Here is a 24,140-nt window from a genome sequence, read left to right as displayed (position 1 = left end):
TGAACATATCGCGTTCCGCGCCGATGCGTGGCGTGATTGCATTCCCGTTCCAGGTCGATGCAGCGTCGCTGCCGATATCCCGCATAATCGGGCGTTGAATCGCGCCGCGGGGAGAAGCATTGTGCGAGCGCAGCAATTCGAAACAGGAACGGGCGCGATCCGGCTCGCCGCAAGGCGGCGCTCGCCCCGGGGGAAATACTTGGCAATCCCGCTGAAGACAGGACACCGACACACATGGACCGAGCCGAGCACATCAGCATCGAACAGGCGGTCGATCTGCCCGCCGACGAACTGAACGGATGCGACTTTTCGTTCGAGATCGCGTGGGAGCTGAATGCGCCGTACCAGGATCTGCTCGATTTGCGCGCGCTGCCCGTGCGGCGCAAGGACTACGGCTTCGACCCGGCCGGCTGGGCGCGCGAGGCGTCCAACGGCACCGCGCTGTTTCGCGCAAGCGCGGGCGGGCGCCTCGCGGGATTCGTCGCGATCACCGAAAGCTGGAACGGGATGGCCGAGATCGCGGAACTCGCGGTCGACCGCGGTTGCCGGCGCCAAGGGATCGGCCAGTTCCTGCTGGCGGCCGCGGAAGCGTGGGCGCGCAACCGCGGGTTCGGCTTCATGCGGCTGGAAACGCAGGCGAACAACGTCGCGGCCTGCTGCACGTACGCGCGTGCGGGCTTCGTCATCGGCGGCCACGACCGCTTCCTTTATGCCGACGGCGCGAACGACGGCGAAGTCGCCCTCTTCTGGTACAAGGACCTGCGCGACGGGCAGTCCGCGAAGAGCCGGACGGTCGATCCGGAATCGATGCGGCCGGCGTCCTGACCGACGACCAGCCGCCGCCCCGGTCCTGCTTTCGCGTTACTTCCGCGTCGCGACGATGAACAGGCGCGGAAACGGCAGCAGCACGGTGCCGTCGTCGAGCAGCGGATAGCCGTCCGGACCGGCGAGCGCGTCGCGATAGCGCGCGACGAATGCGTCGCGTTCGCTTTCGTCCAGCGCCGCGAGGAACGGCCGCAGCGCGCTGCCCTTGAACCATTCGACGACCGCGTCGACGCCGCCGCGCAACGGATGGTAGTAAGTCGTGCGCCAGACATCCACCCGCGAACACGACGGCGACAGCAACGCGTAGTAATACCGCGCGTCGAACCGCTCGGTGCGCGCCGCGTCCTTCAGCTTGTGCGCCCACGGTCCGGCCGCGGCGACCTCGCGCATCAGCCGGTGCGCGGGTTCGTCGAGGTTGTCCGGCATCTGCACGGCGAGATGGCCGCCCGGCGCGAGCCGGCCGACGAGCGACGGCAACAGCGTGTCGTGCGCGGGCACCCATTGCAGCACCGCATTCGACAGAATCAGATCGTAGCCGCCCGGATCGTCCCAGGTGGAGACATCCGCGAGATCGAAACGCAGCGCGGGCAGGCGCTTGCGCGCGGCCGCGATCATGTCCGGCGACGCATCGATCCCGCGAACCGTCGCGTCGGGGGCGCGCGCGATCAGCGCTTCGGTCGAATTGCCGGGCCCGCAGCCGATGTCGATCGCGGTACGGATCGGCGTATCCGGCACGGCGGCCAGCAGATCGCGCACGGGCCGCGTGCGTTCGTCTTCGAATCGCACGTACTGGTTGGCGTATTGATCGAGTGATGTCGTCACGGCATGCCTCCTGGTCGGCGTGGACGGCGTCGGGATATCGACAGCCGTCGATGCAGCGCATTCTGCGATCTCGCCGTTCTTCAGTAAAATGAATTTAATATCGTCATTGATTCATGTTTCTGATGAAAATCGATACGCTCGGTGTCCAGGCTTTCGTCGCGATCGCCGACGGCGGCAGCTTCAGGCAGGCGGCCGACACGCTGCACGTCACGCAAACGGCGATCACGCAGCGGCTGCGCAAGCTCGAATCATTTCTCGGCGTCGCGCTGATCGAGCGCACGACACGCCGCACCACCCTCACCGAAATCGGCCGGCGTTTCCTGCCGCAGGCGCGCCGGCTGCTGAACGAGCTGTCGGATGCGCTGACCGAAATCCGCGAAACGGGCCTGAGCCAGCGCGGCGACGTGACGATCGCGTGCGTGCCGACGGTCGGCGTTCAGTATCTCCCCCGTATTCTGCGGGCGTTTTCCGGGCACCGGCCGCACGATCGCGTGAAGATCCTCGATCACGCGTCGGCGTCGGTATTGCAGGCCGTGCTGCGCCGCGAAGCGGAATTCGGGATCAGCATCGCGGGCGACCAGCACCCCGAACTCGTCAGCGTGCCGCTCATGCATGATCCGTACGTGCTCGTCTGCCGCGACGATCACCCGCTCGCGAAGCGTCGGCGGATCCGTTGGGCCGCGCTGCAGCCGCATCCGCTGATCTTCGCGGGCGAAGTGAGCGGCAATCGCGGGCTGCTCGAAGGTGCGCTGAAGACGAGCGGCGTGTCGCTGCATTCGTTCTACGAAGTGCAGCGCAGTTCGACCGCGCTCGGCCTCGTCGCCGAAGGCCTCGGCGCGGCCGTGGTGCCGAAGCTCGCGATCCAGAAGAACGCGTATCCGATGATCCGAACGATCGAGCTCGTCGAGCCGTCGGTGTCGCGCACGCTCGTGCTGGTCAAGCGCCGGGCCGCGCAGTTGTCGCCCGCGGCGCAGGCGCTGTACGACATGATCGTCGAGCGCGCGACGCCGGGGCGGTGACGTCAGGCAACGTCGTTCAAAGCGCCTTGACCATGAACACGCGCGCCGTCCCTTCCGGCTCGCACGGCACTTCGCCGAATGCCTCGTACCCGTGCTTCCGGTAGAAATCCGGCGCCTGGAACGTAATCGTGTACAGCACCGCGCGGGCGCATCCGCGCCGCTTCGCTTCCGCTTCGGCCTCGCGCAGCAGTCTGCTGCCGAAGCCGCCGCCGCGCAGCGATTCCGGCAGGTAAAAGAGGTCGATGAAGAAGAGACCGAGCGACGTTCGGCCGGTGAGCCCGCCCAGGACCTCGCCGGTCGCGGGATCGGTCACGTAGACGTCGAGCGCCGCCGTGTCGCTGCGGCCCGTCATCGCGTGATTGAATTCGCCGAGCTTGCGGCTGATGAATTCGCGGGCAGCCGGTTGTTCGGTGTCGGTGAGCTGAAGGGAAACGGCGGGATGCGCGGTCATGGAATGGAGACGTGCGTGAATGAGCCGCCGAACGTGCAGTGTTCGTGACGGGCGTCGGGCGACTATAGCGCGTTCGGCGGCAGCGTCTTCACGAAGAACGCCTTCAGTCGACTATGGCCCCATATACAAGCCGTCATCTGGATGCCTGCCCGAAGGCGTATGTTCGGAATGCCGCCGCAGCGCCGCGAAAATGAAGTCCGCACTGACACCCCGGACATGAACGACGCTGCCTCCATGAAGCTGTTTCGCGATCTGGCGCGCGCGTTGCCGCTGCCGACGCAATGGCCACGCACGACCGCAGCGCAGCGGCACGACGATCTGCGCGACTGGCATCGCACGCGGCAAGTCGAACACACGCGCCCGTTGCGCCTGATCGCGCTCGTCGACGGCGCGCTGGACGATACGATGCTCGACGCGGCCCGTGCGCGAAGCATCGCGTGGCAATCGCTGTATCCGGACACGATGCTCGAAGCATCACGTCCCGAAATGGGACCGCTCCTGCTCGATCTGACGGAAGACGACGATGCATCGCGCGGGATGATGCTCGACCTGCTGAATGCAGGCGGCGAATCGGATCTCGTCGTGTGGCTCAAGACGAGTCACTCGGTGTCCGAACTCGCGGCTTATCTGCATCCGCTTGCCGAAGCCACGTTGCCCGATACGCGTCAGGCGTTGCTGCGCTATTACGATCCGTCGGTTCTTCAGAATCTCTTGCCGGTCCTTACGCCCGCGCAACGCGGCGAATTACTGGCGGCGTTCGTCGAGTTGCGTTTTCGGTTCGATCCGTGGGAGGCCGTGGCGGGCGAGGAAAAAGGACCGCTACCCATGCCCGCCGCGACGCCGATCGTGTTCACGGACGCGCAATACGACGCGCTCGCACGCGAAGGCTTCGCGGAGACGCTCTATTTCCAGTTGCGCGACGAGTTCCTGCCGCCAGTGTCTGCAGTACCGGACCGCTGGGGCATTCGCTATGTGAAGGACCTGGTTGCACGGGCGCGGGAGCAGCATGGGCTCGCGAACGAGAACGATCTCGCGTATTTCGTGCTGGTCGGGATGAACGTGCATCCGGCGTTCGATGCGTATCCGGCGATCGCCGGGAAGATCGCGGCGCGCGGAGACGATCCACCGCCGTTGTCGTCCACGCTCGACGATGTCGACACTCAAGTGTGGGCGGAACTGCTGGATGGGCATCCGCTGGCGGGTTACGCGGCGGAACGGCAACCGGCGACGATGGCGGCGGAAGATGCGCGGCCAGATGCGGGTTGAACGGCGGGAGGCGGGGATGTTGAGTGGAATGCGTCGTGCAATTGCCGCAGGGATTACGATCGCAGGCAGCTTATGCTACGCACCGGCACACGCGGAGAGTGGCGGGCCCTATCGCGTCGTGGGCTTCAACTACACCGATCGCGGCGTCTACAATTTCGTCGTCGACGGATTCGATGCAGGCAGCGTGCACGCCCGCCAGTTCGGCGGCGGCGGGACGGTCTGTTGCATGCAGGTGCCGCGCAACAAGCAGACCTGGCACCTCAAGGTCACGTACGACCTGACTCCCGAAGAGAATGCGAAGAACCTGTCGCCGGAAATCTACGAGACGAACGTCACCGTCCCGAAGTTGCCGAACGAGCGCGGCGGTTATATCGAGTTTCGTTTCCTGCCTGACCGCAAGATCGAAGCCCAATGGGTCGAGTACCCGACCGGTCTGCGCAACTTGAACACAACGAGCAACGCGTCGTCTGCGACGAACTGAATGACAGGACCATCGACATGCTGAATTTTCTTCGCCGCCTCGTTCGTAATCCGATCGCGATTGCCGTGCTGCTGCTCGGTGGTGCGTGGTGGGTACATGCGCAGACCGCGAGCTACGGCCCCTATCGCGTCGTGGGCTTCAACTACACCGATCGCGGCGTCTATAACTTCGTCGTCGACGGATTCGGTGCTGGCAGCGTGCACGCCCGCCAGTTCGGCGGCGGCGGCGGGACGGTCTGTTGCATGGAGGTGCCGCGCAACAAGAAGACCTGGCACCTCAAGGTCACGTACGACCTGACTCCTGAAGAGGATGCGAAGAACCTGTCGCCGGAAATCTACGAGACGGACATCGCCATCCCGAAGTTGCCGAACAAGCGCGACGGCTATATCGAGTTCCATTTCCTGCCTGACCGCAAGATCAAGGCCCAATGGGTCGAGTACCCGACGATGCCGCGCATGGGCGCCACCAACTAGCCGAGCGAGGAAAGCAGCCATGCTGCCGAAATCGACCGGCACGCTCGAGGCCAATTTCCTCGAACATCAAAAACTGTTCGTGTCCTGGGCACGTCACGTCCATGATCGTACGGCGCACGAAAGCGCCGGCAACAACCTGTTCATCAACACCGTCGACGCCGATGTCTACAACGCGATCTTCCCCAATGGCGGCGGTCTGCCAAATTACGAAGGCCGCGACTGGTACTACAAGAGCCAGGACCCGAACTCCAAGGTTCCGCAGTTCACGTTCGGCGAGCGCCGCACGGTCGACAACATCTCCGACAAGACGGTGCGCGCCCTGGCCACAGCCTGGGTGCATCCGCCGAAACTGTCACCGGAAGTCATCGCGTTCTTCGACAACTTCGTTCACAACACGATCACGCGACTCAACAACGTGTCGCTTGGCGACGGCGTATTCATGCAGCTTCGCGAAATCGAGGAGAAAGGCTGGATGGCGCGCAAGACCGACACAGCAAAGGACTACGTGAAGAAGGTCATGGGCAACCTATCGAAGGACATCAAGGACGCGCAGGACGAGTACATCCGGCAAGTCACGTCGGGCCAGATCCCGCACGGTGCGGCGATCGGCGATCTCTCCGGCGACTGAACGGCACCCGGCGCACACGCGACCGGGTGCCGATCTCATTCAACCCGCGTCAGTTGTACCCAAGAATCGCCACCGCCGCGACATCCGGCCGATCGATCGTATTCCCGACGAGCGACGTCATCGGCTCCTGCAGCACGGCCTGATACGACGTCACATGCGCCTCCTCCGGCGCGCCGGCTTCGTCCCATACCGGCTCGTCGAATGCGTCGAGGCCACTAAAGAACCCGGGTTGCGTTTGCGTAAAAGTCATCTCCACTCCTTTTGATATGTCGTCGATGTTCTAATTTGCCTGTTTCAACGCCGCTGCCTGCACGGGTGCGCCGTCATGCGCGCCTTCCGACCGTGCAAGTTGCGCGCGTGTGCGCCGCGTGATGTGAATCACCGCGAACACGACCGGCGCGATCAGCAGGCCTTCCGCCAGTTCGGGATCGACCGGCAGGTTCATCACGTGCAGCGCCTTGAACGCCGCTGTCGCGAGCGACAGCACGTAGTACGAAATGGCCGCCACCGACAATCCTTCGACCGCGTGCTGCAGATGAAGCTGATTGCGCGCGGTGCGCTCCATGCCGGCCAGCAAGCGCGTCACGTCCTTTTCCTGCGCGAGATTCACGCGCGTGCGCAACAGGTCGACCGCGCGCGCGATCCGCGCGGCGATCTGCTCGTGACGCGCCCACACGCTGCGGCAGGTTTCCATTGCCGGCGCGAAGCGCCGCTCCATGAACTCGGCGATGGTCGGCATCCCTTCGATGCGCTCCTCGCGCAATTCGTGGATGCGCGCCAGCACGAGCTTTTCGTAGGCACGCGACGCGCTGAAGCGGCCGCCGGACCCCGACAGCGCCTCGACCCGCACCGCGAGATGCGTGAGCTTCACGAGCAAGGCCGCGTCGTCGCCGTCGGCGCCGCTCGCGTCCATCCGCTGCATCAGCGCATGCAGCGCCGCATGGATCTCGTCCAGCTCGCGGCTCATCCGCCGCGCGACCGGCAGCGCGAGCAGCGCCATCATCCGGTACGTCTCGATTTCATACAGGCGCTGCAGCAGTCGGCCGCCCTGCTCCTCGCGAAAATCCTCGTCGACGACGAGAAAGCGCATGAAGCCGTCGTCACGCACGTGCCAGTCGCAAAACACCTTGCCGCCGCCCAGCACGTTGCTGCCGACGAGCGCGGGCCCGTCGATCCAGCGGCGCATGTCACCGCACACGAGCCGCGCGGCATCGCCCGACAGCAACTCCATGCGCACCGCGACGAAGCGGATGCCCGCGAGCCGCGCGAACCACGCGGCAGGAATCCCTTCGATCGCGAGATCGTCGAAATAGCCGGTGTCGCGACGCGGCGCGACGAACGTGAACGTCGAGAATTCGGTGTGTCGCTCCCACTTCAGATGCCAGCCGCACGGCGACTGCACCGCATGGTGGGTCGCGCCGTCCTGCGGCACGGCAATGCCGGTGTCGCGACACAGCGCGTGCAGCAGCGTTTCGTGGATGTCGGGCTGGCCGTCCGCGTAGATCGCGTAGTGCGTGAGCGACACGGCCTCGGCGAGCCGCAGGAACGGCCGGGCATGCAATTCCGCGGCCAGTGCGGCGCGCAACGGATGATCCATCATCGGTACACCACTCTTCCCTGTTCAACGCTGCGTGCCGGGCACGCCGGCGTGACGGCCGCACCGCATCGAACGACACGGCAGGCTCGATGCCACTATGGCAGACACACAGCGACAATAAAAACGCATAATGTTGATCGTTACATTCAGTTTTCCTGATACCGATGAAGATGCTCGATCACGACGTGCTGGCCACCGTCGTCGCCGTCGCGGAAACCGGCAACATGACCCGCGCCGCCGAAGCGGTGAACCGCTCGCAATCGGCCGTGAGCATGCAGATCAAGAGCCTCGAGGACGCGATCGGCCGGCCGCTGTTCGTGCGCAAGCCGCGCAGCATCGTGCTGACGCGCGAAGGCGAGGTGCTGCTGGGATTCGCCAGACGAATGCTGGCGCTGCGCGACGAGGCGTGGGCGGCCGTGGTGCGGCCGGAAGTGACCGGCAAGGTCGTGATCGGCGTGCCGGACGACTATGCGTCGTCGCTGCTGCCGTCGGTGCTGAAGAAGTTCTCCGCGACCTATCCGAAGGTCGAGATCCAGGTGATCGGGCTGCCGAGCAGCGCGCTCGCGCCGCTCCTGAAGGACGGCACCGTCGATCTCGTGTGCGGCACGCGCATCAAGGGGCTGTCCGGCGACTTCATCCGCCACGAGCCGATGGCGTGGGCCGCGATGACGAACGGGCCGCGCGTGTGGGAAGAACGGCCGCTGCCGATCGCGGTGTTCATGCCGGGCAGCGTCGCGCGCGAGAACGCGATCCGCAGTCTCGAACGCGCGAAGCTGCCGTTTCGCACGTCCTATGAAAGCCCGAGCCTGCTCGGGCTGCTCAGCATGGTCGAGGCCGGGCTCGCGGTCGCGCCGCTCGCGCGCTGCGCGATTCCCGCGCAATTGTCGATGCTCGGCCGCTCGCACGGGCTGCCCGATCTGCCGCCGCTCGAGCTGATCCTCGCGCGCAGCACGAAATCGAAGCGCCCGCCGTGCGACTTTCTCGCGGAACAACTGATGGAAGACCTGCAGCGGCAAACCGGCCAGACCGGCGACGCCTGAACCGCGGCCGGGCGCGCGCCGCCTGCGCCGTCACGAACTGCCGGGCCGTGGATGGCCGGCCGCGAGCAGCGCCGCGTTGACGATGCCCGCTACCGTGTCGACGAGCGCTTCCAGCGTGTCGCCATGCACATGCCGGCCGGCCGGCGGAATGCATTCGGTACGCCTGCCGCCCCACTGCGACCCGGCCGTCACCGACAGCGTCGCGCCGAACCGGTTGCCGTGCCGTCGGCCGAAGATGCCGACGCGCTGCTCGCCCAGATACGCCTGCTCCGGAAGAAACAGCCGAATGTCGACCGCGACCTGGTCGGGATCGCCGGCGCGCGCGTTCGCATCGGCCGACGGCGCGAACGTCTTCGCGATGCGCAGCGTCACGTGCGAATCCCAGGCGGCCAGCGGCCCGCCGGCCGCGTCGACACGTTCGAGGTCGACCGACCACTGATGGCGGTCCGGCAGCCGGATCGCCTGACGCAGCAGCACGTCCGCCGCGCGCACGGTCACCCGCAACTGCAAGGCCAGCTGCGTGCCCGACGGCAACGTCGCCACGCGCACGCGGCCGCTTGCCGGACGCGTGGTCTGCACTTCTTCCATGAGGTGCATGGATTCCTCCCTGTCAAGGGCCGGCGCCGCGTGCGACGCGGCGCACAAACGCTCGCCGCGACCGGCCCGCCCACGGCACGATGGCCGGCGAATCGGCGGCGAACCCTACGGTACGAGCAATTGGCGTTCCCCGGCCGGACGATCCTGCGTCGCCACGCGCAGACGGCGGGCAACGGGACCGATCACGGCATCGACCTGCTGCGCGATCAGCATATGCAGCGTGAAGTCGAGATCCTCCGACGCGATGTCGAATTCCACATGGATCACGTCGCGCACGGTACGCGCGCTGACCACATACACGCCGAGCGGGGAATGCAGCAACGCCGCGAGCCGGGCGTGCGCGAGCGCGCCGGTGTCGGCCGTCAGCGTGACGGGCAACCGCAGGCGCGGGCGCGGCGGCGGAAACGGGATGACGGGCGTGCGCGCGCCGGCGCGCAGTTGAAGGCCGGCGATGTCGTATTCGGGTACGGGATGAATGAAGGTCATGGCGCGGACGGAGGACGTCCTGGCTGTTGGACACATCCCGAGCTTAGAAGGCGCGGCATAAATACCGTGCAAAAAAACGGCTTTGCAGTGAAAAAAACGGCATGCGTGCCGGCCGTACCGCTATGCGAACGCCTCGAGCGACGCCCGCCGCCGCTCGTCGACCATGGCTTCAATCAGCGAGACCAGATCGTCGGTCAGCGGATCGCAGATTCCCGGCGAGCGATGCAGTTCGAGGTCGGCGGGCGGTAGCGGCGGCAAGCCGTCCGCTTGGTCGAGCACGCGCCAGTTCGCGGGCAGCGTGCAGCGGTCGATCATCGTCACGGCCGCGCCGTGGTTCACCGCGATCTTGATGCCGGTCGGGCTCTGGCTCGTATAGACGACGTGGTGCGGCCGCTCGGCGGTCGCGAGCGCCTGCAGGCCGCGCTGCCGATAGCAGCACGTTTCCGGAAACAGCGCGAGCGGCACCGATGCGTGCCGGTCGAGCGCGAAGTCGCGATGCGCGGCCCACACGACGTCGTGACGGCCAAGCAGCCGCCCGGCCGCATTCGGCCCGTGCCGCACCACGAGCGCGACGTCCAGCTCGCCGGCCTGCAGCCGCTCGACCAGCTCCAGCGACATCCGGCAATGCACGTGCAAGCGCGCGCCCGGCCGCAGCGCGTAGAACGACTTCAGCAAGTCGGGCAGCCACAGCTCCGCGTAATCCTCGGGCAGCCCGAAACGCACGATACCGCGGTCGCTGCTCGTCTGCTTCAACGCGATGATTGCGTCGTTCTGCACCTGGATGATCCGGCGCGCGTGGATCAGGAAATTCTCGCCATCGCGAGACAGCTCGAGCCGCCGGCTGTTGCGCATGAACAGGTGCGTGTCGAGCCGCTCCTCGAGCGTGCGGATCCGCAGGCTGATGGTCGACTGCGTGCGATGCAGCTGCCGGGCCGCCGCGGTGAAGCCGCCGCTCTCGACGACGGCGACGAATGCGCGGATCAGCTCCGGGTCGAGAGAGCTGAGCTTCGACCAATCGGGTCTCTGAATGGCTGCCATCGGAATTACTCGCTTTCGAAAAAGGACGGGGCGTCGAAAGATAAGGCCCGGGGTACGCCGATTGTTGTCCAGACGCGCGCGGCGCTCCAACCCCTGCCCGGGTATGACAAACCCGGAGCCAGCACGCCGGCGCCCACCCGCTCCGCCCGTTCCGCGACATCGTCCGGCAGCGCCGGCGGCCCGACCGGCGGGCGTTCGCGCGTGGCGGCCAGGGTTTTCACGGAGACGACGAAAACGCATACCTCGATCAGAAAACATCGATTCACCGGCCGCATCGCGGCCCCGGACAATCGCCTCACACCAACCTCATCGACGAGACACCGCAATGACCGCACCGCATCCCAGACAGCTTTTCATCGGCGAAGGCTTCGAAGGCCCCGGAGTCAACCTTGCGCACATCAACGTGCTGATCGGCCCCCGCGACGGCCCCGCCGGGCAGGCGTTCGCGACCGCGCTTGCGACGCCGTCGGCCGGCCATGCGCCGTTCGTCGTGATCGCGCAGCCCGGCATTCCGACCAAGCCGCTCACGCTGTACGTGAACAAGGCTCAGATCGACGGCGACTTCCACGGCAATGCGACATGGGGCGCCTCGCAGGCCGGCATCGCGAAAGCCGTGGCCGAAGCGCTCGAAAACGGCACGCTGCCGCCCGAAGCCGAAAACGACTGGGTCGTCGTGTCGGCGAACTGGGTCAATCCGCGGACCGACGATCTCGACGCCGTCTTCGAGAACAACTACCGCGCGTGCCGCAACGCGATCGTCGCCGCGATGGAAGGGCTGCCGCATCGCGACGCCGCGTTCGCCGCCGCGCGCGACGTATCGAATCCGTTCTACACGCCCAAAAAGAACTGACCGACAACGAGCGGCCGGCAAGGCCGTGACAGGAGGAAGCATGGAATACGTCCGCCTCGGCCAGTCCGGCCTGAAGGTGTCCCGCCTGTGTCTCGGCACGATGAACATGGGCACGCCCGAATGGAAGCCGTGGATCTTCGACGAAGCGCAGAGCGAGCCGATCGTGCGCCGCGCGCTCGATGCCGGCGTCAACTTCATCGATCTCGCGGATTTCTATTCGACGGGTGTCGGCGAGGAAGTGGTCGGCCGCATCCTGAAGCGCAACGCGCGCCGCGAGGAGCTGGTCGTCACGACCAAGGTCGGCTACGACATGGGCAGCTATCCGAACGCGGGCGGCCATTCGCGCAAGCACGTGCTGGACGGCATCGACGGGTCGCTGAAGCGTCTCGGAATGGATTACGTCGACATCTTCATGCTGCACTTCTTCGACGTGAACACGCCCGTCGAGGAAACGATGAGCGCGATGCACGACATCGTGCGGGCGGGCAAGGCGCGCTATATCGGCGTGTCGACGATGTACACGTGGCAATTCGCGAAAATCATGCAGGCGTGCGAGCGCAACGGCTGGGACAAGCCGATCAACATGCAGTTGCAGCTGAACCTCGCGTATCGCGAGGAAGAGCGCGAGATGGTGCCGTACTGCATCGACCAGGGCGTCGGCGTGTCCGTGTTCAGTCCGCTCGCGCGCGGCCTGCTGACATGCGAGCCGCAATCGACGCGCAACCAGACCGACTTCTTCACCGCGCAGATGTACGGCGACGCGTCGTCGCTCGCGATAGCCGAATCGGTCGCGAAGGTCGCGAAGCGGCGCGGCGTGCCGCCCGCGCAGATCGCCCAGGCCTGGGTGCTGAGCCGCCCCGGCATTGCCAGCATGCTGGTCGGCGCCGATTCCGTCGCGCAGTTCGACAGCGCGCTCGGCGCGCTCGAGACGCAACTCGGCGAAGACGAACTGCACGAGCTCGAGCGCAACTACACGCCGTGCGACCTGATCAACGACTACACCGCCGGCAAGCGCATCGCGCGCGAGTCGCGCCCGGCGCAGGGCAGTTTTGCGGCAGACTGAAGGAACGAAACGCAATGAGCGAATTTCTGAGAACGGGCCACTACATCGGCGGTGAATGGCACGAGCCGCATCGCGCGAGCGATGCAACCTATCCGGTGCTGAATCCCGCCACGGGCGAGACGATCGCGAAAGTCGCGAAAGGCGATGCCGAAGACGCCCAGCGCGCGATCGACGCCGCCGCGCACGCGTTGCCCGCATGGCGCGCGCTGACCGCGAAGGAGCGCGGCACCCGCGTCAAGCGCTGGGGCGAACTGATGCTCGAACATCGCGACGCACTCGCCGAGCTGCTGACGCGCGAACAGGGCAAGCCGCTCGCGGAGGCGCGTGGAGAAGTCGCCTACGCCGCGAGCTTTCTCGAATGGTTCGCGGAAGAAGCGAAACGCATGTACGGCGACGTGATCCCGAGCCCGAAGCCCGACACGCAGATCGTCGTCACGCGCGAACCGGTCGGTGTCGTCGCGGCGATCACGCCGTGGAACTTCCCGCTCGCGATGATCACGCGCAAGGCCGGCCCCGCGCTCGCGGCCGGCTGCACGATGGTGCTGAAGCCGTCCGAGGAAACGCCGCTGTCGGCATTCGCGCTGGCGGTGCTCGCCGAACGGGCGGGCGTGCCGGCCGGCGTGTTCAACGTCGTGTCGGGTGACGCGGTCGCGATCGGCGAGGCGCTCACGCATTCGCCGGTCGTGCGCAAGCTGTCGTTCACGGGCTCGACACGCGTCGGCAAACTGCTCGCCAGGCAATCGGCCGACACGCTGAAGAAGCTGTCGCTCGAACTCGGCGGCAATGCACCGTTCATCGTGTTCGACGACGCCGATCTCGACGCGGCCGTGCAGGGCGCTATCGCATCGAAGTTCCGCAACACCGGCCAGACCTGCGTGTGCGTGAATCGCTTTCTCGTGCAGGACGGCGTATACGAAGCCTTCACGCGCAAGCTCGCCGACTCGGTACGCGCGCTGCGCGTCGGCAACGCGCTCGCGGGCGACGTCGACCAGGGGCCGCTCATCAACGAAGCGGCACTCGACAAGGTCGAGCGGCACGTGGCCGATGCGACCGCGAAAGGGGCACGCGTGGTCGTCGGCGGCAAGCGCCACGCGCTCGGCGGCACGTTCTACGAACCGACGGTGCTGACCGGTATGACGCCCGACATGCTGATCGCCGAAGAAGAAACCTTCGGCCCCGTCGCCGGCTGCTTCCGCTTCACGACCGAAGACGAAGCGGTCGCCGCGGCGAACGACACGCCGTTCGGTTTGTCCGCCTACTTCTACACGCGCGACCTCGGCCGCGCATGGCGCGTGTCCGGCGCGCTGGAAAGCGGGATGGTCGGCATCAACGACGGGATCATCTCGACCGAGGTCGCGCCGTTCGGCGGCGTCAAACAGTCGGGGCTCGGCCGCGAAGGCTCGAAGTACGGCCTCGACGAGTACGTGGAGCTCAAGTACACGCTGATGGCCGGACTCGGCCGCTGACCACGACCGACGGTCGATGCGCGCCGCGCGACGAGGTTCGTGCTGGCCGGCGTGCTGCCGGCCGGGAAGATCGTGCCGATCGCGTGGGCGCCCCGGACGAAGCATTCGGCGCTGGAGGAGGCGGCCGGGCGTCGAGGCGCGCGCTCGCCCGGTTACGCCGGGCGGTCGCCCTATTCGACACGTCTCACGCTCGGCGTCCACATGCCTACCCCTTCCTCGCCGCTTGCGCCCGCAGCCACGCCGCGAATGCGCCCACATGCTCGACCACCGCGTTTTCCGGCGCGATGTCGAGCCAATAGCCGAACGGACCGATCGGCTGTACCGGCGACAACCGCACGAGGCTACCCTCGCCGATCTCCTCCTCGATCATGGTGAGGTCGACCACGGCAAGCCCCGCGCCCTTGCGGGCCGCGCGAATCGCCTGTTCGAGCGTCGAGAATTCGATGCCGTCGCCAATCCGCTCGACTGCGACGCCAGCCTGCTCGCACCAGTCGGCCCACAGCGTCAAACGCTTGCCCTCGTGCAGCACATGCAGTGACGGCAACCTGCGGAACAGCGCCTCGAGCGTATCGCCGCGATAACGCGGCGCACCGACCAGCGCGTGCCGCTCCATCATCAGCAGTTCGGATTGCATACCCGGCCGCGCCGCGCGCCCGAAACGGATATGGCAATGACAATCGTCGGCCGGCTCGGTGCGGATCGACAGCTCGACGTCCGGGAGTGCCTCCGCGAGCGTGCCAAGTCGTGGCGAAAACCACTGCGTGGCAAACGTCGGCGGCAGCGATACCGTGAGACGTCGTTTCGCGTCCGGCCGCGCGACGGCGATCCCGCCGATGCCGCGCTCGATCGTATCGAACGCCTTCCCGACGAACGGCAGCAGCCGCTCGCCGGCCTCCGTCAGGCGCACGCCCTTGTGATCCCGCTCGAACAGCCGCACGCCGAGCGCGTCCTCGAGCAACCGGATCTGACGGCTCACCGCGCCTTGTGTCACGCATAGCGAAACCGCCGCGCGATTGAAGCTCAGATGACGCGCGGTCTCCTCGAAAAACCGCAACGCGATCAACGATGGCAGGCGTCGCATGATATGTGTGTCCCTCTCCGTCTTTCGTCCGGCTGCCAGTCGGCCTGCCAGCAATCTCGAGCGCAGCTTTATCGCAGAAAAGCGCGCGCCCCGGCAGGCCGTGAAAACCCCGATATCCGTTGCGCGCGCGGCCGCCGCATTCGGCGTTCCCGTCTCGTCGTCTCCCCGCCTACAATGAGCATCCCGCACCAAAACGACACCGCCCCGTGAGACGCAAGATGCCGGCGCTGAATGCGCTGAAAGCCTTCGAGATGGCCGGCCGCACCGGCAGCTTCACGCGCGCCGCCGAACTGCTCAACGTGACGCAGAGCGCGGTGAGCCGCCAGGTGCGTCAGCTCGAAAGCCAGCTCGGCGAAACGCTGCTCGAGCGCCGCCATCACCAGCTCGAACTGACGGCGGCCGGGCGTGTGCTGCTGCGCGCGCTGCAGCAATCGTTCGACAAGATCGAGCTGACCGTGCGCGGCCTGCAGGAGAAAACCCACCTGAACCGCCTGCGCGCGAACGTCCCGCCGACCTTCGCCGCGCGCTGGCTGGTGCCGCGTCTCGGCCGGCTGCGCGACGCGCATCCGGAATTCGAGCTCAGCCTCACGACGCGCATCCACGACAGCCTCGGCGAATCGCGCGTGCTCGACTGCGCGATCCGCTTCGGCGACGGCGAATGGGACGGCTTCGACAACGCACTGCTGATGCAGGAGCAGCATATCGCCGTCTGCGCCCCCGCGCTCTACGCGCGGCTGAGGCAGGACGGCGCGCCGATCGGCCTGAATCGCTTCACGCTGCTGCACGTGCTCGCCACCGACGACCAGCGCTACCTGACCTGGCAGCACTGGCTGAAGGCCGCCGGCATCGCCGACGTCGACACGCGCGGCGGCTACGAGTTCGACCTGCTCGACCACGCGATCCGCGCGGCGATCGACGGCCTCGGCATCACGATCGCCGACCGCCACATGGTCGCGCGCGAACTTGCGACCGGGCAATTGATGCAGGTGCTCAACGTGCACGTCGACGGTCACCAGTCGTACTGGTTCGTCACGCGGCCCGAACAGACGAACCTGCCGCACATCGTGCAGTTCCGCGACTGGCTCCAGCAGGAAGTATGGCTCGCGAAGCGCCATCTCGAGCCGTCGTCGCCGCTGCCGCAAGTGCCGCTGGCCTGACGGGCGATCCGTCCCCGCCTGGCCCTCCATCGAGCCTCGGCCCCGGTCGCGGGCGAGACCTGGGCGGCTTCCGCGCCCGTGCGCACCTGGCCCCGCGTGAACCGGGGTCCGGTCACCGTCCGGCGCCCCGGCGCGCGCCACGACAGTCTTGCCGGACGGACGATTCCGGCTGATCGGTGGAGTAACGTGCATTTTTCTCATGCACGGCGCGAAAATAAGTCGTTTGTCGTGCGATAAACGCATGAGCAGAATGGCTTCCGTCCTGTGCCGCGCGTTTCGCCGCTAGAAGCGATCCGCCCGCACCCATCGGAGGAGCCACTTCATGCGTACCGAATGCAACTACGTGAACGGCCGTTTCGTCGCCCCGGAAAACGACGCGACCATCGCCGTCCACAATCCCGCCACCGAAGCACCGTTCGCGCGCGTGCCGGCCGCGACGCCGGCCGACGCGCTCGCGGCCGTCGCCGCCGCGGCCGTCGCGCAGAAAACGTGGCGCAAGCTGCCGAGCGCCGAACGCGCGACCTGTCTGCACAGGCTTGCCGACGCGCTGATCGCACGCGCGCCCGCCATCGGCGCGACGCTCGCGCAGGAATCCGGCAAGAGCGTCGAGGACGCAGCGAACGAAGCGGTCTACGCGGGCCAGATCACGCGCTATCACGCCGAGTGGGCGCGCCGGATCGAGGGCGAGATCATCCCGAGCGATACGCCCGACGAGAACCTCTTCCTGCAGCGCGAGCCGATCGGCGTCGTCGCGTGCCTGATCCCGTTCAACTTCCCCGTCTACACGCTGCTGCGCAAGATCGCGCCCGCGCTGATCGCCGGCAACACCGTGGTCGTGCGGCCGAGCAACCATACGCCGGTGTCGGCGTTCGAGATTGCGAAGGCCGTCGACGAAGCCGGCTTCCCGCCGGGCGTCGTCAACATCCTGACGATGGACCACGCGACGGCCGAAGCGCTGTGCACGCATCCGGCAGTCGGGATGATCACGCTGACGGGCAGCGTGAACGCGGGTCGCAAGGTGCTCGACTACTGCAAGGCGAACATCGCGAAGCCGTCGCTCGAACTCGGCGGAAAGACGCCCGCGATCATCGAGCCGGACGCCGACCTCGAGCGCGCGGCCGCCGCGCTCGTCGCATCGAAAACCACGCACTGCGGCCAGCTCTGCACGGCGATCGAGCGCGTGTACGTGCACGACAGCGTGCACGACCGTTTCGTCGCGCTGCTGAAGGAGAAGATGGCGGCCGTGCGAATCGGCGACCGTGCGGAAGACGCAACGCGGATGGGGCCGCTCGTGAGCGCATCGGCGCGCGCGCACATTCACGGAATGCTCGAACGCGCGATCGCGGCCGGCGCAACGCTCGAAACGGGCGGCGCGATCCCCGACGGTCCCGGCTTCTTCTACCCGGCCACGCTGCTCACCGGCGTACGGCAGGACATGGAAATCGTGCAGGAGGAAACTTTCGGCCCGATCATGCCCGTGCTGCGCTACGCGACGATCGACGAGGCCATCGCGTTCGCGAACGACCACCAGTTCGGCCTGTCGTCGGTGCTCTACACCGAGAACTACCGCACCGCGATGAAGGTGGCGAACGCGATCGAAGCCGGCGAGCTGTACGTGAACCGAACGCCGGCAGATCCGTACCAGGGCTTCCACGCCGGCTGGAAACGTTCGGGTCTCGGCGGCGACGACGGCAAGCACGGCATGCTCGAATTCACGCAGACGCGCCTCGTCGTCATGAAGTACTGACGCTCGCCCCCGGGTCCATTTCCGGCACGCGCGGCCACGACACCACGCCGCGCGCCGCCCCCACGATCGAACGACACATAACGAATCTGCAGGCGTCCGCATCCGGAACGCCTGATGGAGGAAGACACCATGACGATCCAACCGTCGACGCCCGTCGCGTCGCTCGCGTCGCCCGGCGCCGCGCACGAGTCGCGCGCGCAACGCTATCTGCAACTGCTGCTGCTCGTGATTGCCGCGGGCGCGATCTATCCAATGCTGTACCTGCGGCAGGTATACCAGCCGACGATGCTGCAGTTCTTCCGTATCGACGACGTGCAGCTCGGCTATCTGTACTCGTCGCTCGGCACGATCTTCCTCGTCAGCTATCTGCCGAGCGGCTGGCTCGCGGACCGCCTGTCGCCGCGCTGGCTGATCTGCTTCTCGTTGCTTGCGACCGGCGCGCTCGGTCTCGTCTATGCGACCGGGCCGTCGTTCAACGCGCTCGTGCTGATCTTCGGCGGCTGGGGGCTGACGACCGGCCTCACGTTCTGGGCGGCCGTGATCAAGCGCGTGAACATGATCGCCGGTCCCGACGAACAGGGCCGCTTCTTCGGGCTGCTGGACGGCGGACGCGGGCTCGTCGAGGCGCTGCTCGCGACCATCGCGATCACGCTCTTCGCATACGTGACGCAGGCACGCGGCGGCACCGACGCGGCCGGCTTCACGCTCGTCGTGCATCTGTACGCGTTCTTCTGCATCGCGCTGGGCGTGCTGCTCGCGCTGGTGAAGGATCCGGCACACGCGGACGATCGCGGGGCGGCAGCGCAACGCCGTCGCGACAGCGGCCGCCGGGGCAACGTGCTGACGGACCTGAAAACACTCGCGGCGATCCCCGAGCTGTGGCTCGTCGCCGCCATCGTGTTCTGCGGCTACCAGGTGTTCTGGGCGACCTACAGCTTCTCGGCCTATCTGCACGAAGGCAATTTCGGGCTTACCGCGACGGCGGCCGGCTTCATCACCACGCTCAAGCTGTGGATGCGACCCGTCGGCGGCATCGGCGGCGGTTTCCTCGGCGATCGCGTATCGAAGGTGTCCGTGCTGTTCTGGGCACTCGTGCTCGCGGCGCTGTCGCTCGTCGGGCTGATCGCCGCGCCGCCGCACAGCCCGCAAGCGATGCTCGTCGTGCTCGTGCTGTTCATCGGCATCCTCACCTACGCGATCCGCGGCCTCTACTGGTCGCTGCTCGACGAGTGCCGCGTCCCCGCGCACTGCGCGGGTCTTGCGATCGGCCTGATCTCGGTGCTCGGCTATTCGCCTGACGTGTTCGTGCCGCTGATCAACGGCTATGTCACGCAGACCTGGCCCGGCGCGCACGGCTACCAGCTCTATTTCGGCTATATCGCGGCCATCGCGCTGTGCGGCGCGGGCGCCGCCGCGTTCCTCAAACATCGCCTCGACCGCATCAAGGAGTCCGTATGAAGATCGTCTCACTCGACACCCATATCGTCGCCGTACCACCACCGCACATTGGCGGGATGTACTGGATCTTCGTCACGCTGAAGACCGATTGCGGTATCGAAGGCGTCGGCGAAATCTATTCGGCGACGTTCCATCCGAAGGCGATGGGCCCGATCATCGACGACGTGTTCGAGCGCTACCTGCTGAACCACGATCCGCACCACGTCGAACGGCTGTTCCGCCAGGCCTATTCGAGCGGCTTCACGCAGCGACCGGATCTCACGATGATGGGCGTCGTCAGCGGGCTCGAGATGGCGTGCTGGGACATCATCGGCAAGGCCGCCGGCAAGCCCGTGCACGAGCTGCTCGGCGGCAGGATCCACGAACGACTGCGCTCGTACACGTACCTGTATCCGAAAAACGCGAACGGTGAATACGACTACGACGATCCCGATCTCGCCGCCGAGTGCGCGGCCGAAAACGTGAAGCTCGGCTTCACGGCGGTCAAGTTCGACCCGGCTGGTCCGTACACGGCTTATTCGGGCCATCAACTGTCGCTGGAAGTGCTCGACCGCTGCGAGCTGTTCTGCCGCCGCGTGCGCGACGCAGTCGGCAGCAAGGCCGATCTGCTATTCGGCACGCACGGGCAGATGGTGCCTTCGTCGGCGATCCGGCTCGCGAAGCGGCTCGAGAAGTACGACCCGCTGTGGTTCGAAGAGCCCGTGCCGCCGGGGCAGGAAGAAGCGATCGCGGAAGTTGCGAAGCACACGTCGATTCCGATCGCGACCGGCGAGCGCCTGACGACCAAGTACGAATTCCACAAGCTGCTGCAGGCGGGCGGCGCATCGATCCTGCAGCTGAACGTGGCACGCGTGGGCGGCCTGCTCGAAGCGAAGAAGATCGCGACGCTCGCCGAAGTGCATTACGCGCAGGTCGCGCCGCACCTCTACAACGGGCCGGTGGGCGCGGCCGCGAGCATCCAGCTCGCGACCTGCACGCCGAACTTCCTGATCCAGGAAAGCATCATGACCTGGGGCGGTTTCCATGCGCAGGTCGTGAAAACGCCGATCCGCTGGGAAGACGGCTACATCATCCCGTCGAACGAGCCGGGCCTCGGCATCGAGCTCGACATGGACGTCGTGCGCCGTCACGCACCGTACACCGGCGAACGGCTTCACCTGCAGATGGGCGACCACCCCGTCGACGTGAAGGATCTCGCGCCCGCGAAGGGCTGACCGCGAAGGACGAAACATGACCTACGACTACATCATCGTCGGCGCGGGTTCGGCCGGCTGCATTCTCGCGAACCGAATGAGCGAATCGGGCCGCTATTCGGTGCTGCTGCTCGAAGCGGGCGAACACGACGCGTCGTTCTGGTTCAAGGTGCCGATCGGCTTCACGAAGACCTACTACAGCCGCCGCTACAACTGGATGTACTACAGCGAGCCGGAGGCACAGCTCGCCAATCGCAAGCTGTACTGCCCGCGCGGCAAGGTGGTCGGCGGGTCGGGCTCGATCAACGCGATGGTCTACGTGCGCGGCCAGCGCAGCGACTACGACGACTGGGCGAAGGCCGGCAATCCGGGCTGGGCGTACGACGACGTGCTGCCGTATTTCCGCAAGCTCGAGACACACGCGGCCGGTGCGACCGATCCGCAGCATCATGGCTCGACCGGGCCGATCCATATCACGTCGATGAAGGCCGACGTGCATCCGATCATCCATGAGTTCCTGAAGGGCTGCGCGCAGCTGAACCTGCCACACACCGACGACTTCAACGGCGCGCAGTTCGAGGGTGCGGGCATCTACGACCTGAACACCAGGAACGGCGAACGCTGCTCCAGCAGCTTCGCGTACCTGCGTCCCGCGCTGCGCCGTTCGAACCTCACACTGCGCTCAGGTGTGCTCGTGCGGCGCGTGACGTTCGACGGCACGCGTGCGACCGGCGTGATCGTCGCGGGCGAACACGGCGACGAAACGCTCGCCGCCGCGCGCGAGGTGATCCTCGCAGCTGGCGCGGTCGATACGCCGAAGCTGCTGCAACTGTCGGGGGTGGGCGATCCGGCGCTGCTCGCGCGCCAGCGCGTGCCGCTCGTGCATGCGCTGCCGGCCGTCGGCCGCAACCTGCAGGATCACCTGTGCGTGAGCTTCTACTTCAAGGCGAACCGGCCGACGCTGAACGACGAGATGGGTACGCTCCTCGGCAAGCTCAAGATCGGCTTGCGCTACCTGCTGACCCGGCGCGGCCCACTCGCGATGAGCGTGAACCAGGCGGGGGGCTTCTTCCGCGGGACGGCCGATGCGCAGGAGCCGAATATCCAGCTCTACTTCAACCCGCTGTCGTACCGGATCCCGAAGAACGATCGCGCGAGCATCAAGCCCGAACCCTATTCCGGATTCCTGATCGCGTTCAACCCGTGCCGGCCGACGAGCCGCGGCACGATCGAGATCGCGTCGAACCGCGCGGAAGATGCCGCGAAGATCCGCATCAACGCGCTCACCACTCAAAAGGATCTCGACGAAGCCGTTCAGGGCAGCAAGGTGATTCGCGCGCTGATGCGCGCACCGGCGCTGACGTCGATGACCGTCGAGGAAATCTCGCCGGGGCCGCAGGTCGATTCCGACGAAGCGATGCTCCAGTATTTCCGCGAGCAGTCGGGCTCGATCTATCACCTCTGCGGCTCGTGCGCGATGGGGCCGGACGCGACGACGTCGGTGGTCGATGCGGCGCTGCGCGTGCACGGACTGCAGGCGCTGCGGATCGTCGATGCCTCGGTGTTCCCGAACATCACGTCGGGCAACATCAACGCGCCGACGATGATGGTCGCGGAAAAAGGCGCGGATCTGATTCTGGCGGATGCGTTGCGAGGCGAAGCGGCCGGCGCGCGGATGCACGAAAGGGAAGCGATCACACCCTGACGCCACGGTCGCGCCGCCACGCCGCCGCGGCAAACGGCCTTGCGCGTGCTCCCCGAACGTCGCGGCGGCGGCACGCTGCTTGCTCGCCGTCGAACCGGAGGGCAAACACCATGAAGACTCATCTCGGGCAAGCCGGCTTGCCGCGTGGCGTGATCGGCCGGATCGTCGGCCGCATCATGCGTCGGCACAACCGGCCGGACAACGCATGGACGCTGTCGCTGCTGGCGATCGCGGACGACGAGCATGCACTCGAAGTCGGGTTCGGCCCCGGCGATGCGATCCGGCTCGCCACCGAAGCGGCGCCGTCCTGCCGCATCGCCGGCGTCGATCATTCGCCGACCATGCTGACCGCCGCACGGCGCCTGAACCGCATCGCGATTGACCAGGGTCGCGTGCGGCTTGCGCTCGGTTCCGTCGATGCGCTCCCGTTCGCCGACGAGGTGTTCGACAAGGCATTCTCGATCAATTGCATCTATTTCTGGCCGGCGCCAACACGCGGCCTGCGCGAATTGCACCGCGTCGTCAGGCGCGGCGGGATCGTCGCGATCACCGTCCGCGACCTCGGGCGGGCACCCTACGACGCATACCGGCCCGAGAAGCTGGCGCGGCTGATGACCGAAGCCGGTTTCGCCTCGGTTGCCGTGCATCGCAACGGCGTGCCGTCGCATCCGCTCGCTTGCGTGCTCGGCACGAAGTAACCCGCTCGCTGCCGGCGTCAACGGCCCGGACGTGCTGCAACGCAAGGGGTCGTACGACCAGGCCGCCCGGCGCATCCGACGTCCCGGGCCTGGAAATCGAAGGCGAAGTCGTCGCGGCCGGCGAGGGCGTGCCGACGAAGGCCGCGCACCGGGCGGCGTGACCGGATACCGCGCGTCAGCTCACACTCGTGCGCTTCTCGACGAACCGCCGCACATAATCGTCCGCCGGCCGCGACAGGATTTCGTCCGGTGTCCCGACCTGCACGAGCGTGCCGTCGCGCAGGATCGCGATCCGGTCGCCGATGCGCAATGCCTCGTCGAGATCGTGCGTGATGAAGACGATCGTCTTCGACAGCGTCGCCTGCAGTTCGAGCAACTGATCCTGCATCTCGGTGCGGATCAGCGGATCGAGCGCGGAAAATGCCTCGTCCATCAACAGCACGTCGGTATCGGCCGCCAGCGCACGCGCGAGGCCGACCCGCTGCCGCATCCCGCCCGACAGCTCGTCCGGATAATGCTCGCCGTAGCCGTCGAGCCCGACCTTCGTCAGCCAGTTGCGCGCGGCTTGCGTCGCGTCGTGGCGGTTTTCACCGCGCGTGCGCAGCGCATACGCGGCATTGTCGAGCACGGTCTGGTGCGGCAGCAGTCCGAAGTTCTGGAACACCATGCTGACCTTGTAGCGACGCAGCTCACGCAGCCCGTGCGGATCGAGCTTGATCACATCGTTGCCGTCGATCACGATCTCGCCGGCCGTCGGCTCGATCAGCCGGTTGAAGTGCCGCACGAGCGTCGATTTCCCCGAGCCCGACAGCCCCATGATCACGAAGATCTCGCCCGACGCGATGCCGAGGCTCACGTCGTTGAGTCCGACGTTGCAGCCCGTTTCCGACAGCACGTCGGCCTTGCACCTGCCCGCGCGCAACAGATCGAGCACGCGCGGATGCGCTGCCTCCGGCCCGAACAGCTTGTACACGTGTTTGACTTCGATGGTCGCCATGT

Annotated in this window: 25 protein-coding genes and 1 pseudogene; 17 read left to right on the top strand and 9 right to left on the bottom strand. The window is 66.6% G+C overall.

Annotated features, from left to right (window positions below; all coding sequences use genetic code 11):
* Positions 1-234 precede the first annotated feature (234 nt).
* Positions 235-825: a GNAT family N-acetyltransferase gene (locus WS45_RS06220; RefSeq protein WP_059533729.1), complete on the top strand. Its 591-nt coding sequence runs from the start codon at positions 235-237 to the stop codon at positions 823-825.
* Positions 826-861: 36 nt separating this feature from the next.
* Here the strand turns inward: WS45_RS06220 and tam are convergent, their stop codons facing one another.
* Positions 862-1,647 (bottom strand): trans-aconitate 2-methyltransferase, encoded by a 786-nt coding sequence (gene tam, locus WS45_RS06215; RefSeq protein ID WP_059698813.1) that lies wholly within the window; start codon positions 1,645-1,647, stop codon positions 862-864.
* A 122-nt stretch (positions 1,648-1,769) separates the two neighbouring features.
* Between tam and WS45_RS06210 the strand changes: the two genes are divergently transcribed.
* Positions 1,770-2,666 carry a LysR family transcriptional regulator gene (locus tag WS45_RS06210; RefSeq protein ID WP_059698880.1) on the top strand — a complete coding sequence of 299 codons (897 nt, stop codon included), beginning with the start codon at positions 1,770-1,772 and terminating at the stop codon, positions 2,664-2,666.
* A gap of 16 nt (positions 2,667-2,682) precedes the next feature.
* Here the strand turns inward: WS45_RS06210 and WS45_RS06205 are convergent, their stop codons facing one another.
* A complete protein-coding gene (locus WS45_RS06205) occupies positions 2,683-3,117 on the bottom strand; it encodes a GNAT family N-acetyltransferase (RefSeq protein ID WP_059692511.1) in 435 nt (144 codons plus the stop codon).
* Positions 3,118-3,333: 216 nt separating this feature from the next.
* Here WS45_RS06205 and WS45_RS06200 point away from each other — a divergent pair, with 216 nt between their 5' ends.
* From WS45_RS06200 to WS45_RS06185, 4 genes are read left to right on the top strand one after another with little or no spacing between them, the layout of a single operon-like run.
* Positions 3,334-4,383, top strand: coding sequence for a DUF4123 domain-containing protein (locus tag WS45_RS06200; RefSeq protein WP_082721857.1), 1,050 nt, complete (start codon positions 3,334-3,336; stop codon positions 4,381-4,383).
* Positions 4,361-4,864: a DUF3304 domain-containing protein gene (locus WS45_RS06195; RefSeq protein WP_257140304.1), complete on the top strand. Its 504-nt coding sequence runs from the start codon at positions 4,361-4,363 to the stop codon at positions 4,862-4,864. The genes WS45_RS06200 and WS45_RS06195 overlap by 23 nt, the downstream gene beginning before the upstream one ends.
* 17 nt (positions 4,865-4,881) lie before the next feature.
* Complete coding sequence (locus WS45_RS06190) at positions 4,882-5,337, top strand: DUF3304 domain-containing protein (protein ID WP_059698806.1); 456 nt, start codon at positions 4,882-4,884, stop codon at positions 5,335-5,337.
* A gap of 19 nt (positions 5,338-5,356) precedes the next feature.
* Positions 5,357-5,965: a hypothetical protein gene (locus WS45_RS06185; RefSeq protein ID WP_059698804.1), complete on the top strand. Its 609-nt coding sequence runs from the start codon at positions 5,357-5,359 to the stop codon at positions 5,963-5,965.
* Positions 5,966-6,014: 49 nt separating this feature from the next.
* Here WS45_RS06185 and WS45_RS06180 read toward each other — a convergent pair whose 3' ends face one another.
* Both WS45_RS06180 and WS45_RS06175 read right to left on the bottom strand, forming a co-directional pair.
* Entirely contained in the window at positions 6,015-6,215 is a 201-nt protein-coding gene (locus WS45_RS06180; RefSeq protein ID WP_059692512.1) for a hypothetical protein, read from the bottom strand.
* Between the two features lie 30 nt (positions 6,216-6,245).
* Positions 6,246-7,565, bottom strand: a complete 1,320-nt coding sequence (locus tag WS45_RS06175) for a DUF3422 family protein (RefSeq protein WP_059533714.1) — start codon at positions 7,563-7,565, stop codon at positions 6,246-6,248.
* A gap of 161 nt (positions 7,566-7,726) precedes the next feature.
* Here WS45_RS06175 and WS45_RS06170 point away from each other — a divergent pair, with 161 nt between their 5' ends.
* Positions 7,727-8,602, top strand: coding sequence for a LysR family transcriptional regulator (locus WS45_RS06170; protein ID WP_044848057.1), 876 nt, complete (start codon positions 7,727-7,729; stop codon positions 8,600-8,602).
* A gap of 30 nt (positions 8,603-8,632) precedes the next feature.
* Here the strand turns inward: WS45_RS06170 and WS45_RS06165 are convergent, their stop codons facing one another.
* The 3 genes from WS45_RS06165 to WS45_RS06155 form a co-directional block, all read right to left on the bottom strand.
* Positions 8,633-9,199 carry a hypothetical protein gene (locus WS45_RS06165; protein WP_059698801.1) on the bottom strand — a complete coding sequence of 189 codons (567 nt, stop codon included), beginning with the start codon at positions 9,197-9,199 and terminating at the stop codon, positions 8,633-8,635.
* 105 nt (positions 9,200-9,304) lie between these two features.
* Positions 9,305-9,685 carry a hypothetical protein gene (locus tag WS45_RS06160; protein WP_059698800.1) on the bottom strand — a complete coding sequence of 127 codons (381 nt, stop codon included), beginning with the start codon at positions 9,683-9,685 and terminating at the stop codon, positions 9,305-9,307.
* Positions 9,686-9,805: 120 nt separating this feature from the next.
* Positions 9,806-10,723: a LysR family transcriptional regulator gene (locus tag WS45_RS06155; RefSeq protein ID WP_059698798.1), complete on the bottom strand. Its 918-nt coding sequence runs from the start codon at positions 10,721-10,723 to the stop codon at positions 9,806-9,808.
* A gap of 325 nt (positions 10,724-11,048) precedes the next feature.
* Between WS45_RS06155 and fae the strand changes: the two genes are divergently transcribed.
* Genes fae through WS45_RS06135 form a run of 3 tightly spaced genes read left to right on the top strand, consistent with a single transcriptional unit; the run spans position 11,049 to position 14,102 of the window.
* The gene (gene fae / locus WS45_RS06145) at positions 11,049-11,573 is read left to right on the top strand and encodes a formaldehyde-activating enzyme (protein ID WP_059692518.1); all 525 of its coding nucleotides are present in this window, start codon (positions 11,049-11,051) and stop codon (positions 11,571-11,573) included.
* Between the two features lie 40 nt (positions 11,574-11,613).
* Complete coding sequence (locus tag WS45_RS06140) at positions 11,614-12,636, top strand: aldo/keto reductase (protein ID WP_059692519.1); 1,023 nt, start codon at positions 11,614-11,616, stop codon at positions 12,634-12,636.
* A gap of 14 nt (positions 12,637-12,650) precedes the next feature.
* Positions 12,651-14,102: an NAD-dependent succinate-semialdehyde dehydrogenase gene (locus WS45_RS06135; protein ID WP_059692520.1), complete on the top strand. Its 1,452-nt coding sequence runs from the start codon at positions 12,651-12,653 to the stop codon at positions 14,100-14,102.
* Positions 14,103-14,307: 205 nt separating this feature from the next.
* Here the strand turns inward: WS45_RS06135 and WS45_RS06130 are convergent, their stop codons facing one another.
* Positions 14,308-15,183 (bottom strand): LysR substrate-binding domain-containing protein, encoded by an 876-nt coding sequence (locus WS45_RS06130; RefSeq protein WP_059692521.1) that lies wholly within the window; start codon positions 15,181-15,183, stop codon positions 14,308-14,310.
* Positions 15,184-15,401: 218 nt separating this feature from the next.
* Here WS45_RS06130 and WS45_RS06125 point away from each other — a divergent pair, with 218 nt between their 5' ends.
* From WS45_RS06125 to WS45_RS36040, 7 genes and pseudogenes are all read left to right on the top strand, one after another.
* Positions 15,402-16,340 carry a LysR substrate-binding domain-containing protein gene (locus tag WS45_RS06125; protein ID WP_059692522.1) on the top strand — a complete coding sequence of 313 codons (939 nt, stop codon included), beginning with the start codon at positions 15,402-15,404 and terminating at the stop codon, positions 16,338-16,340.
* A 322-nt stretch (positions 16,341-16,662) separates the two neighbouring features.
* Positions 16,663-18,087 carry an aldehyde dehydrogenase gene (gene aldA, locus WS45_RS06120; RefSeq protein ID WP_059698794.1) on the top strand — a complete coding sequence of 475 codons (1,425 nt, stop codon included), beginning with the start codon at positions 16,663-16,665 and terminating at the stop codon, positions 18,085-18,087.
* 129 nt (positions 18,088-18,216) lie between these two features.
* Positions 18,217-19,545 (top strand): MFS transporter, encoded by a 1,329-nt coding sequence (locus tag WS45_RS06115; protein WP_059698878.1) that lies wholly within the window; start codon positions 18,217-18,219, stop codon positions 19,543-19,545.
* Positions 19,542-20,759: a mandelate racemase/muconate lactonizing enzyme family protein gene (locus WS45_RS06110; protein ID WP_059698790.1), complete on the top strand. Its 1,218-nt coding sequence runs from the start codon at positions 19,542-19,544 to the stop codon at positions 20,757-20,759. The genes WS45_RS06115 and WS45_RS06110 overlap by 4 nt, the downstream gene beginning before the upstream one ends.
* Before the next feature lie 16 nt (positions 20,760-20,775).
* Positions 20,776-22,443, top strand: a complete 1,668-nt coding sequence (locus WS45_RS06105; RefSeq protein ID WP_059692525.1) for a GMC family oxidoreductase — start codon at positions 20,776-20,778, stop codon at positions 22,441-22,443.
* A 110-nt stretch (positions 22,444-22,553) separates the two neighbouring features.
* Entirely contained in the window at positions 22,554-23,141 is a 588-nt protein-coding gene (locus tag WS45_RS06100) for a class I SAM-dependent methyltransferase (RefSeq protein ID WP_059698788.1), read from the top strand.
* Positions 23,142-23,148: 7 nt separating this feature from the next.
* Positions 23,149-23,272: pseudogene (locus tag WS45_RS36040) on the top strand (alcohol dehydrogenase catalytic domain-containing protein); the annotation flags it as partial.
* A gap of 44 nt (positions 23,273-23,316) precedes the next feature.
* Here the strand turns inward: WS45_RS36040 and WS45_RS06095 are convergent.
* Entirely contained in the window at positions 23,317-24,138 is an 822-nt protein-coding gene (locus tag WS45_RS06095) for a quaternary amine ABC transporter ATP-binding protein (protein ID WP_059692527.1), read from the bottom strand.
* Positions 24,139-24,140 lie beyond the last annotated feature (2 nt).

This window comes from Burkholderia sp. RF2-non_BP3 (assembly GCF_001522185.1).
In the GTDB taxonomy this organism is placed as follows: Bacteria; Pseudomonadota; Gammaproteobacteria; order Burkholderiales; family Burkholderiaceae; genus Burkholderia; species Burkholderia diffusa.
This window is presented reverse-complemented; position numbering and strand designations above follow the sequence as displayed.

Excerpts from the sequence above, each read along its gene's own strand:
- WS45_RS06185 (WP_059698804.1), top strand. The coding sequence starts at position 5,357 with ATGCTGCCGAAATCGACCGGCACGCTCGAGGCCAATTTCCTCGAACAT.
- WS45_RS06110 (WP_059698790.1), top strand. The coding sequence starts at position 19,542 with ATGAAGATCGTCTCACTCGACACCCATATCGTCGCCGTACCACCACCG.
- WS45_RS06100 (WP_059698788.1), top strand. The coding sequence starts at position 22,554 with ATGAAGACTCATCTCGGGCAAGCCGGCTTGCCGCGTGGCGTGATCGGC.
- WS45_RS06135 (WP_059692520.1), top strand. The coding sequence starts at position 12,651 with ATGAGCGAATTTCTGAGAACGGGCCACTACATCGGCGGTGAATGGCAC.
- WS45_RS06210 (WP_059698880.1), top strand. The coding sequence starts at position 1,770 with ATGAAAATCGATACGCTCGGTGTCCAGGCTTTCGTCGCGATCGCCGAC.
- fae (WP_059692518.1), top strand. The coding sequence starts at position 11,049 with ATGACCGCACCGCATCCCAGACAGCTTTTCATCGGCGAAGGCTTCGAA.
- WS45_RS06155 (WP_059698798.1), bottom strand. The coding sequence starts at position 10,723 with ATGGCAGCCATTCAGAGACCCGATTGGTCGAAGCTCAGCTCTCTCGAC.
- WS45_RS06205 (WP_059692511.1), bottom strand. The coding sequence starts at position 3,117 with ATGACCGCGCATCCCGCCGTTTCCCTTCAGCTCACCGACACCGAACAA.
- WS45_RS06220 (WP_059533729.1), top strand. The coding sequence starts at position 235 with ATGGACCGAGCCGAGCACATCAGCATCGAACAGGCGGTCGATCTGCCC.
- WS45_RS06160 (WP_059698800.1), bottom strand. The coding sequence starts at position 9,685 with ATGACCTTCATTCATCCCGTACCCGAATACGACATCGCCGGCCTTCAA.
- WS45_RS06105 (WP_059692525.1), top strand. The coding sequence starts at position 20,776 with ATGACCTACGACTACATCATCGTCGGCGCGGGTTCGGCCGGCTGCATT.
- WS45_RS06125 (WP_059692522.1), top strand. The coding sequence starts at position 15,402 with ATGCCGGCGCTGAATGCGCTGAAAGCCTTCGAGATGGCCGGCCGCACC.
- WS45_RS06115 (WP_059698878.1), top strand. The coding sequence starts at position 18,217 with ATGACGATCCAACCGTCGACGCCCGTCGCGTCGCTCGCGTCGCCCGGC.
- WS45_RS06170 (WP_044848057.1), top strand. The coding sequence starts at position 7,727 with ATGAAGATGCTCGATCACGACGTGCTGGCCACCGTCGTCGCCGTCGCG.
- WS45_RS06175 (WP_059533714.1), bottom strand. The coding sequence starts at position 7,565 with ATGATGGATCATCCGTTGCGCGCCGCACTGGCCGCGGAATTGCATGCC.
- WS45_RS06095 (WP_059692527.1), bottom strand. The coding sequence starts at position 24,138 with ATGGCGACCATCGAAGTCAAACACGTGTACAAGCTGTTCGGGCCGGAG.
- WS45_RS06200 (WP_082721857.1), top strand. The coding sequence starts at position 3,334 with ATGAACGACGCTGCCTCCATGAAGCTGTTTCGCGATCTGGCGCGCGCG.
- WS45_RS06195 (WP_257140304.1), top strand. The coding sequence starts at position 4,361 with ATGCGCGGCCAGATGCGGGTTGAACGGCGGGAGGCGGGGATGTTGAGT.
- WS45_RS06180 (WP_059692512.1), bottom strand. The coding sequence starts at position 6,215 with ATGACTTTTACGCAAACGCAACCCGGGTTCTTTAGTGGCCTCGACGCA.
- WS45_RS06130 (WP_059692521.1), bottom strand. The coding sequence starts at position 15,183 with ATGCGACGCCTGCCATCGTTGATCGCGTTGCGGTTTTTCGAGGAGACC.
- WS45_RS06140 (WP_059692519.1), top strand. The coding sequence starts at position 11,614 with ATGGAATACGTCCGCCTCGGCCAGTCCGGCCTGAAGGTGTCCCGCCTG.
- aldA (WP_059698794.1), top strand. The coding sequence starts at position 16,663 with ATGCGTACCGAATGCAACTACGTGAACGGCCGTTTCGTCGCCCCGGAA.
- WS45_RS06165 (WP_059698801.1), bottom strand. The coding sequence starts at position 9,199 with ATGCACCTCATGGAAGAAGTGCAGACCACGCGTCCGGCAAGCGGCCGC.
- WS45_RS06190 (WP_059698806.1), top strand. The coding sequence starts at position 4,882 with ATGCTGAATTTTCTTCGCCGCCTCGTTCGTAATCCGATCGCGATTGCC.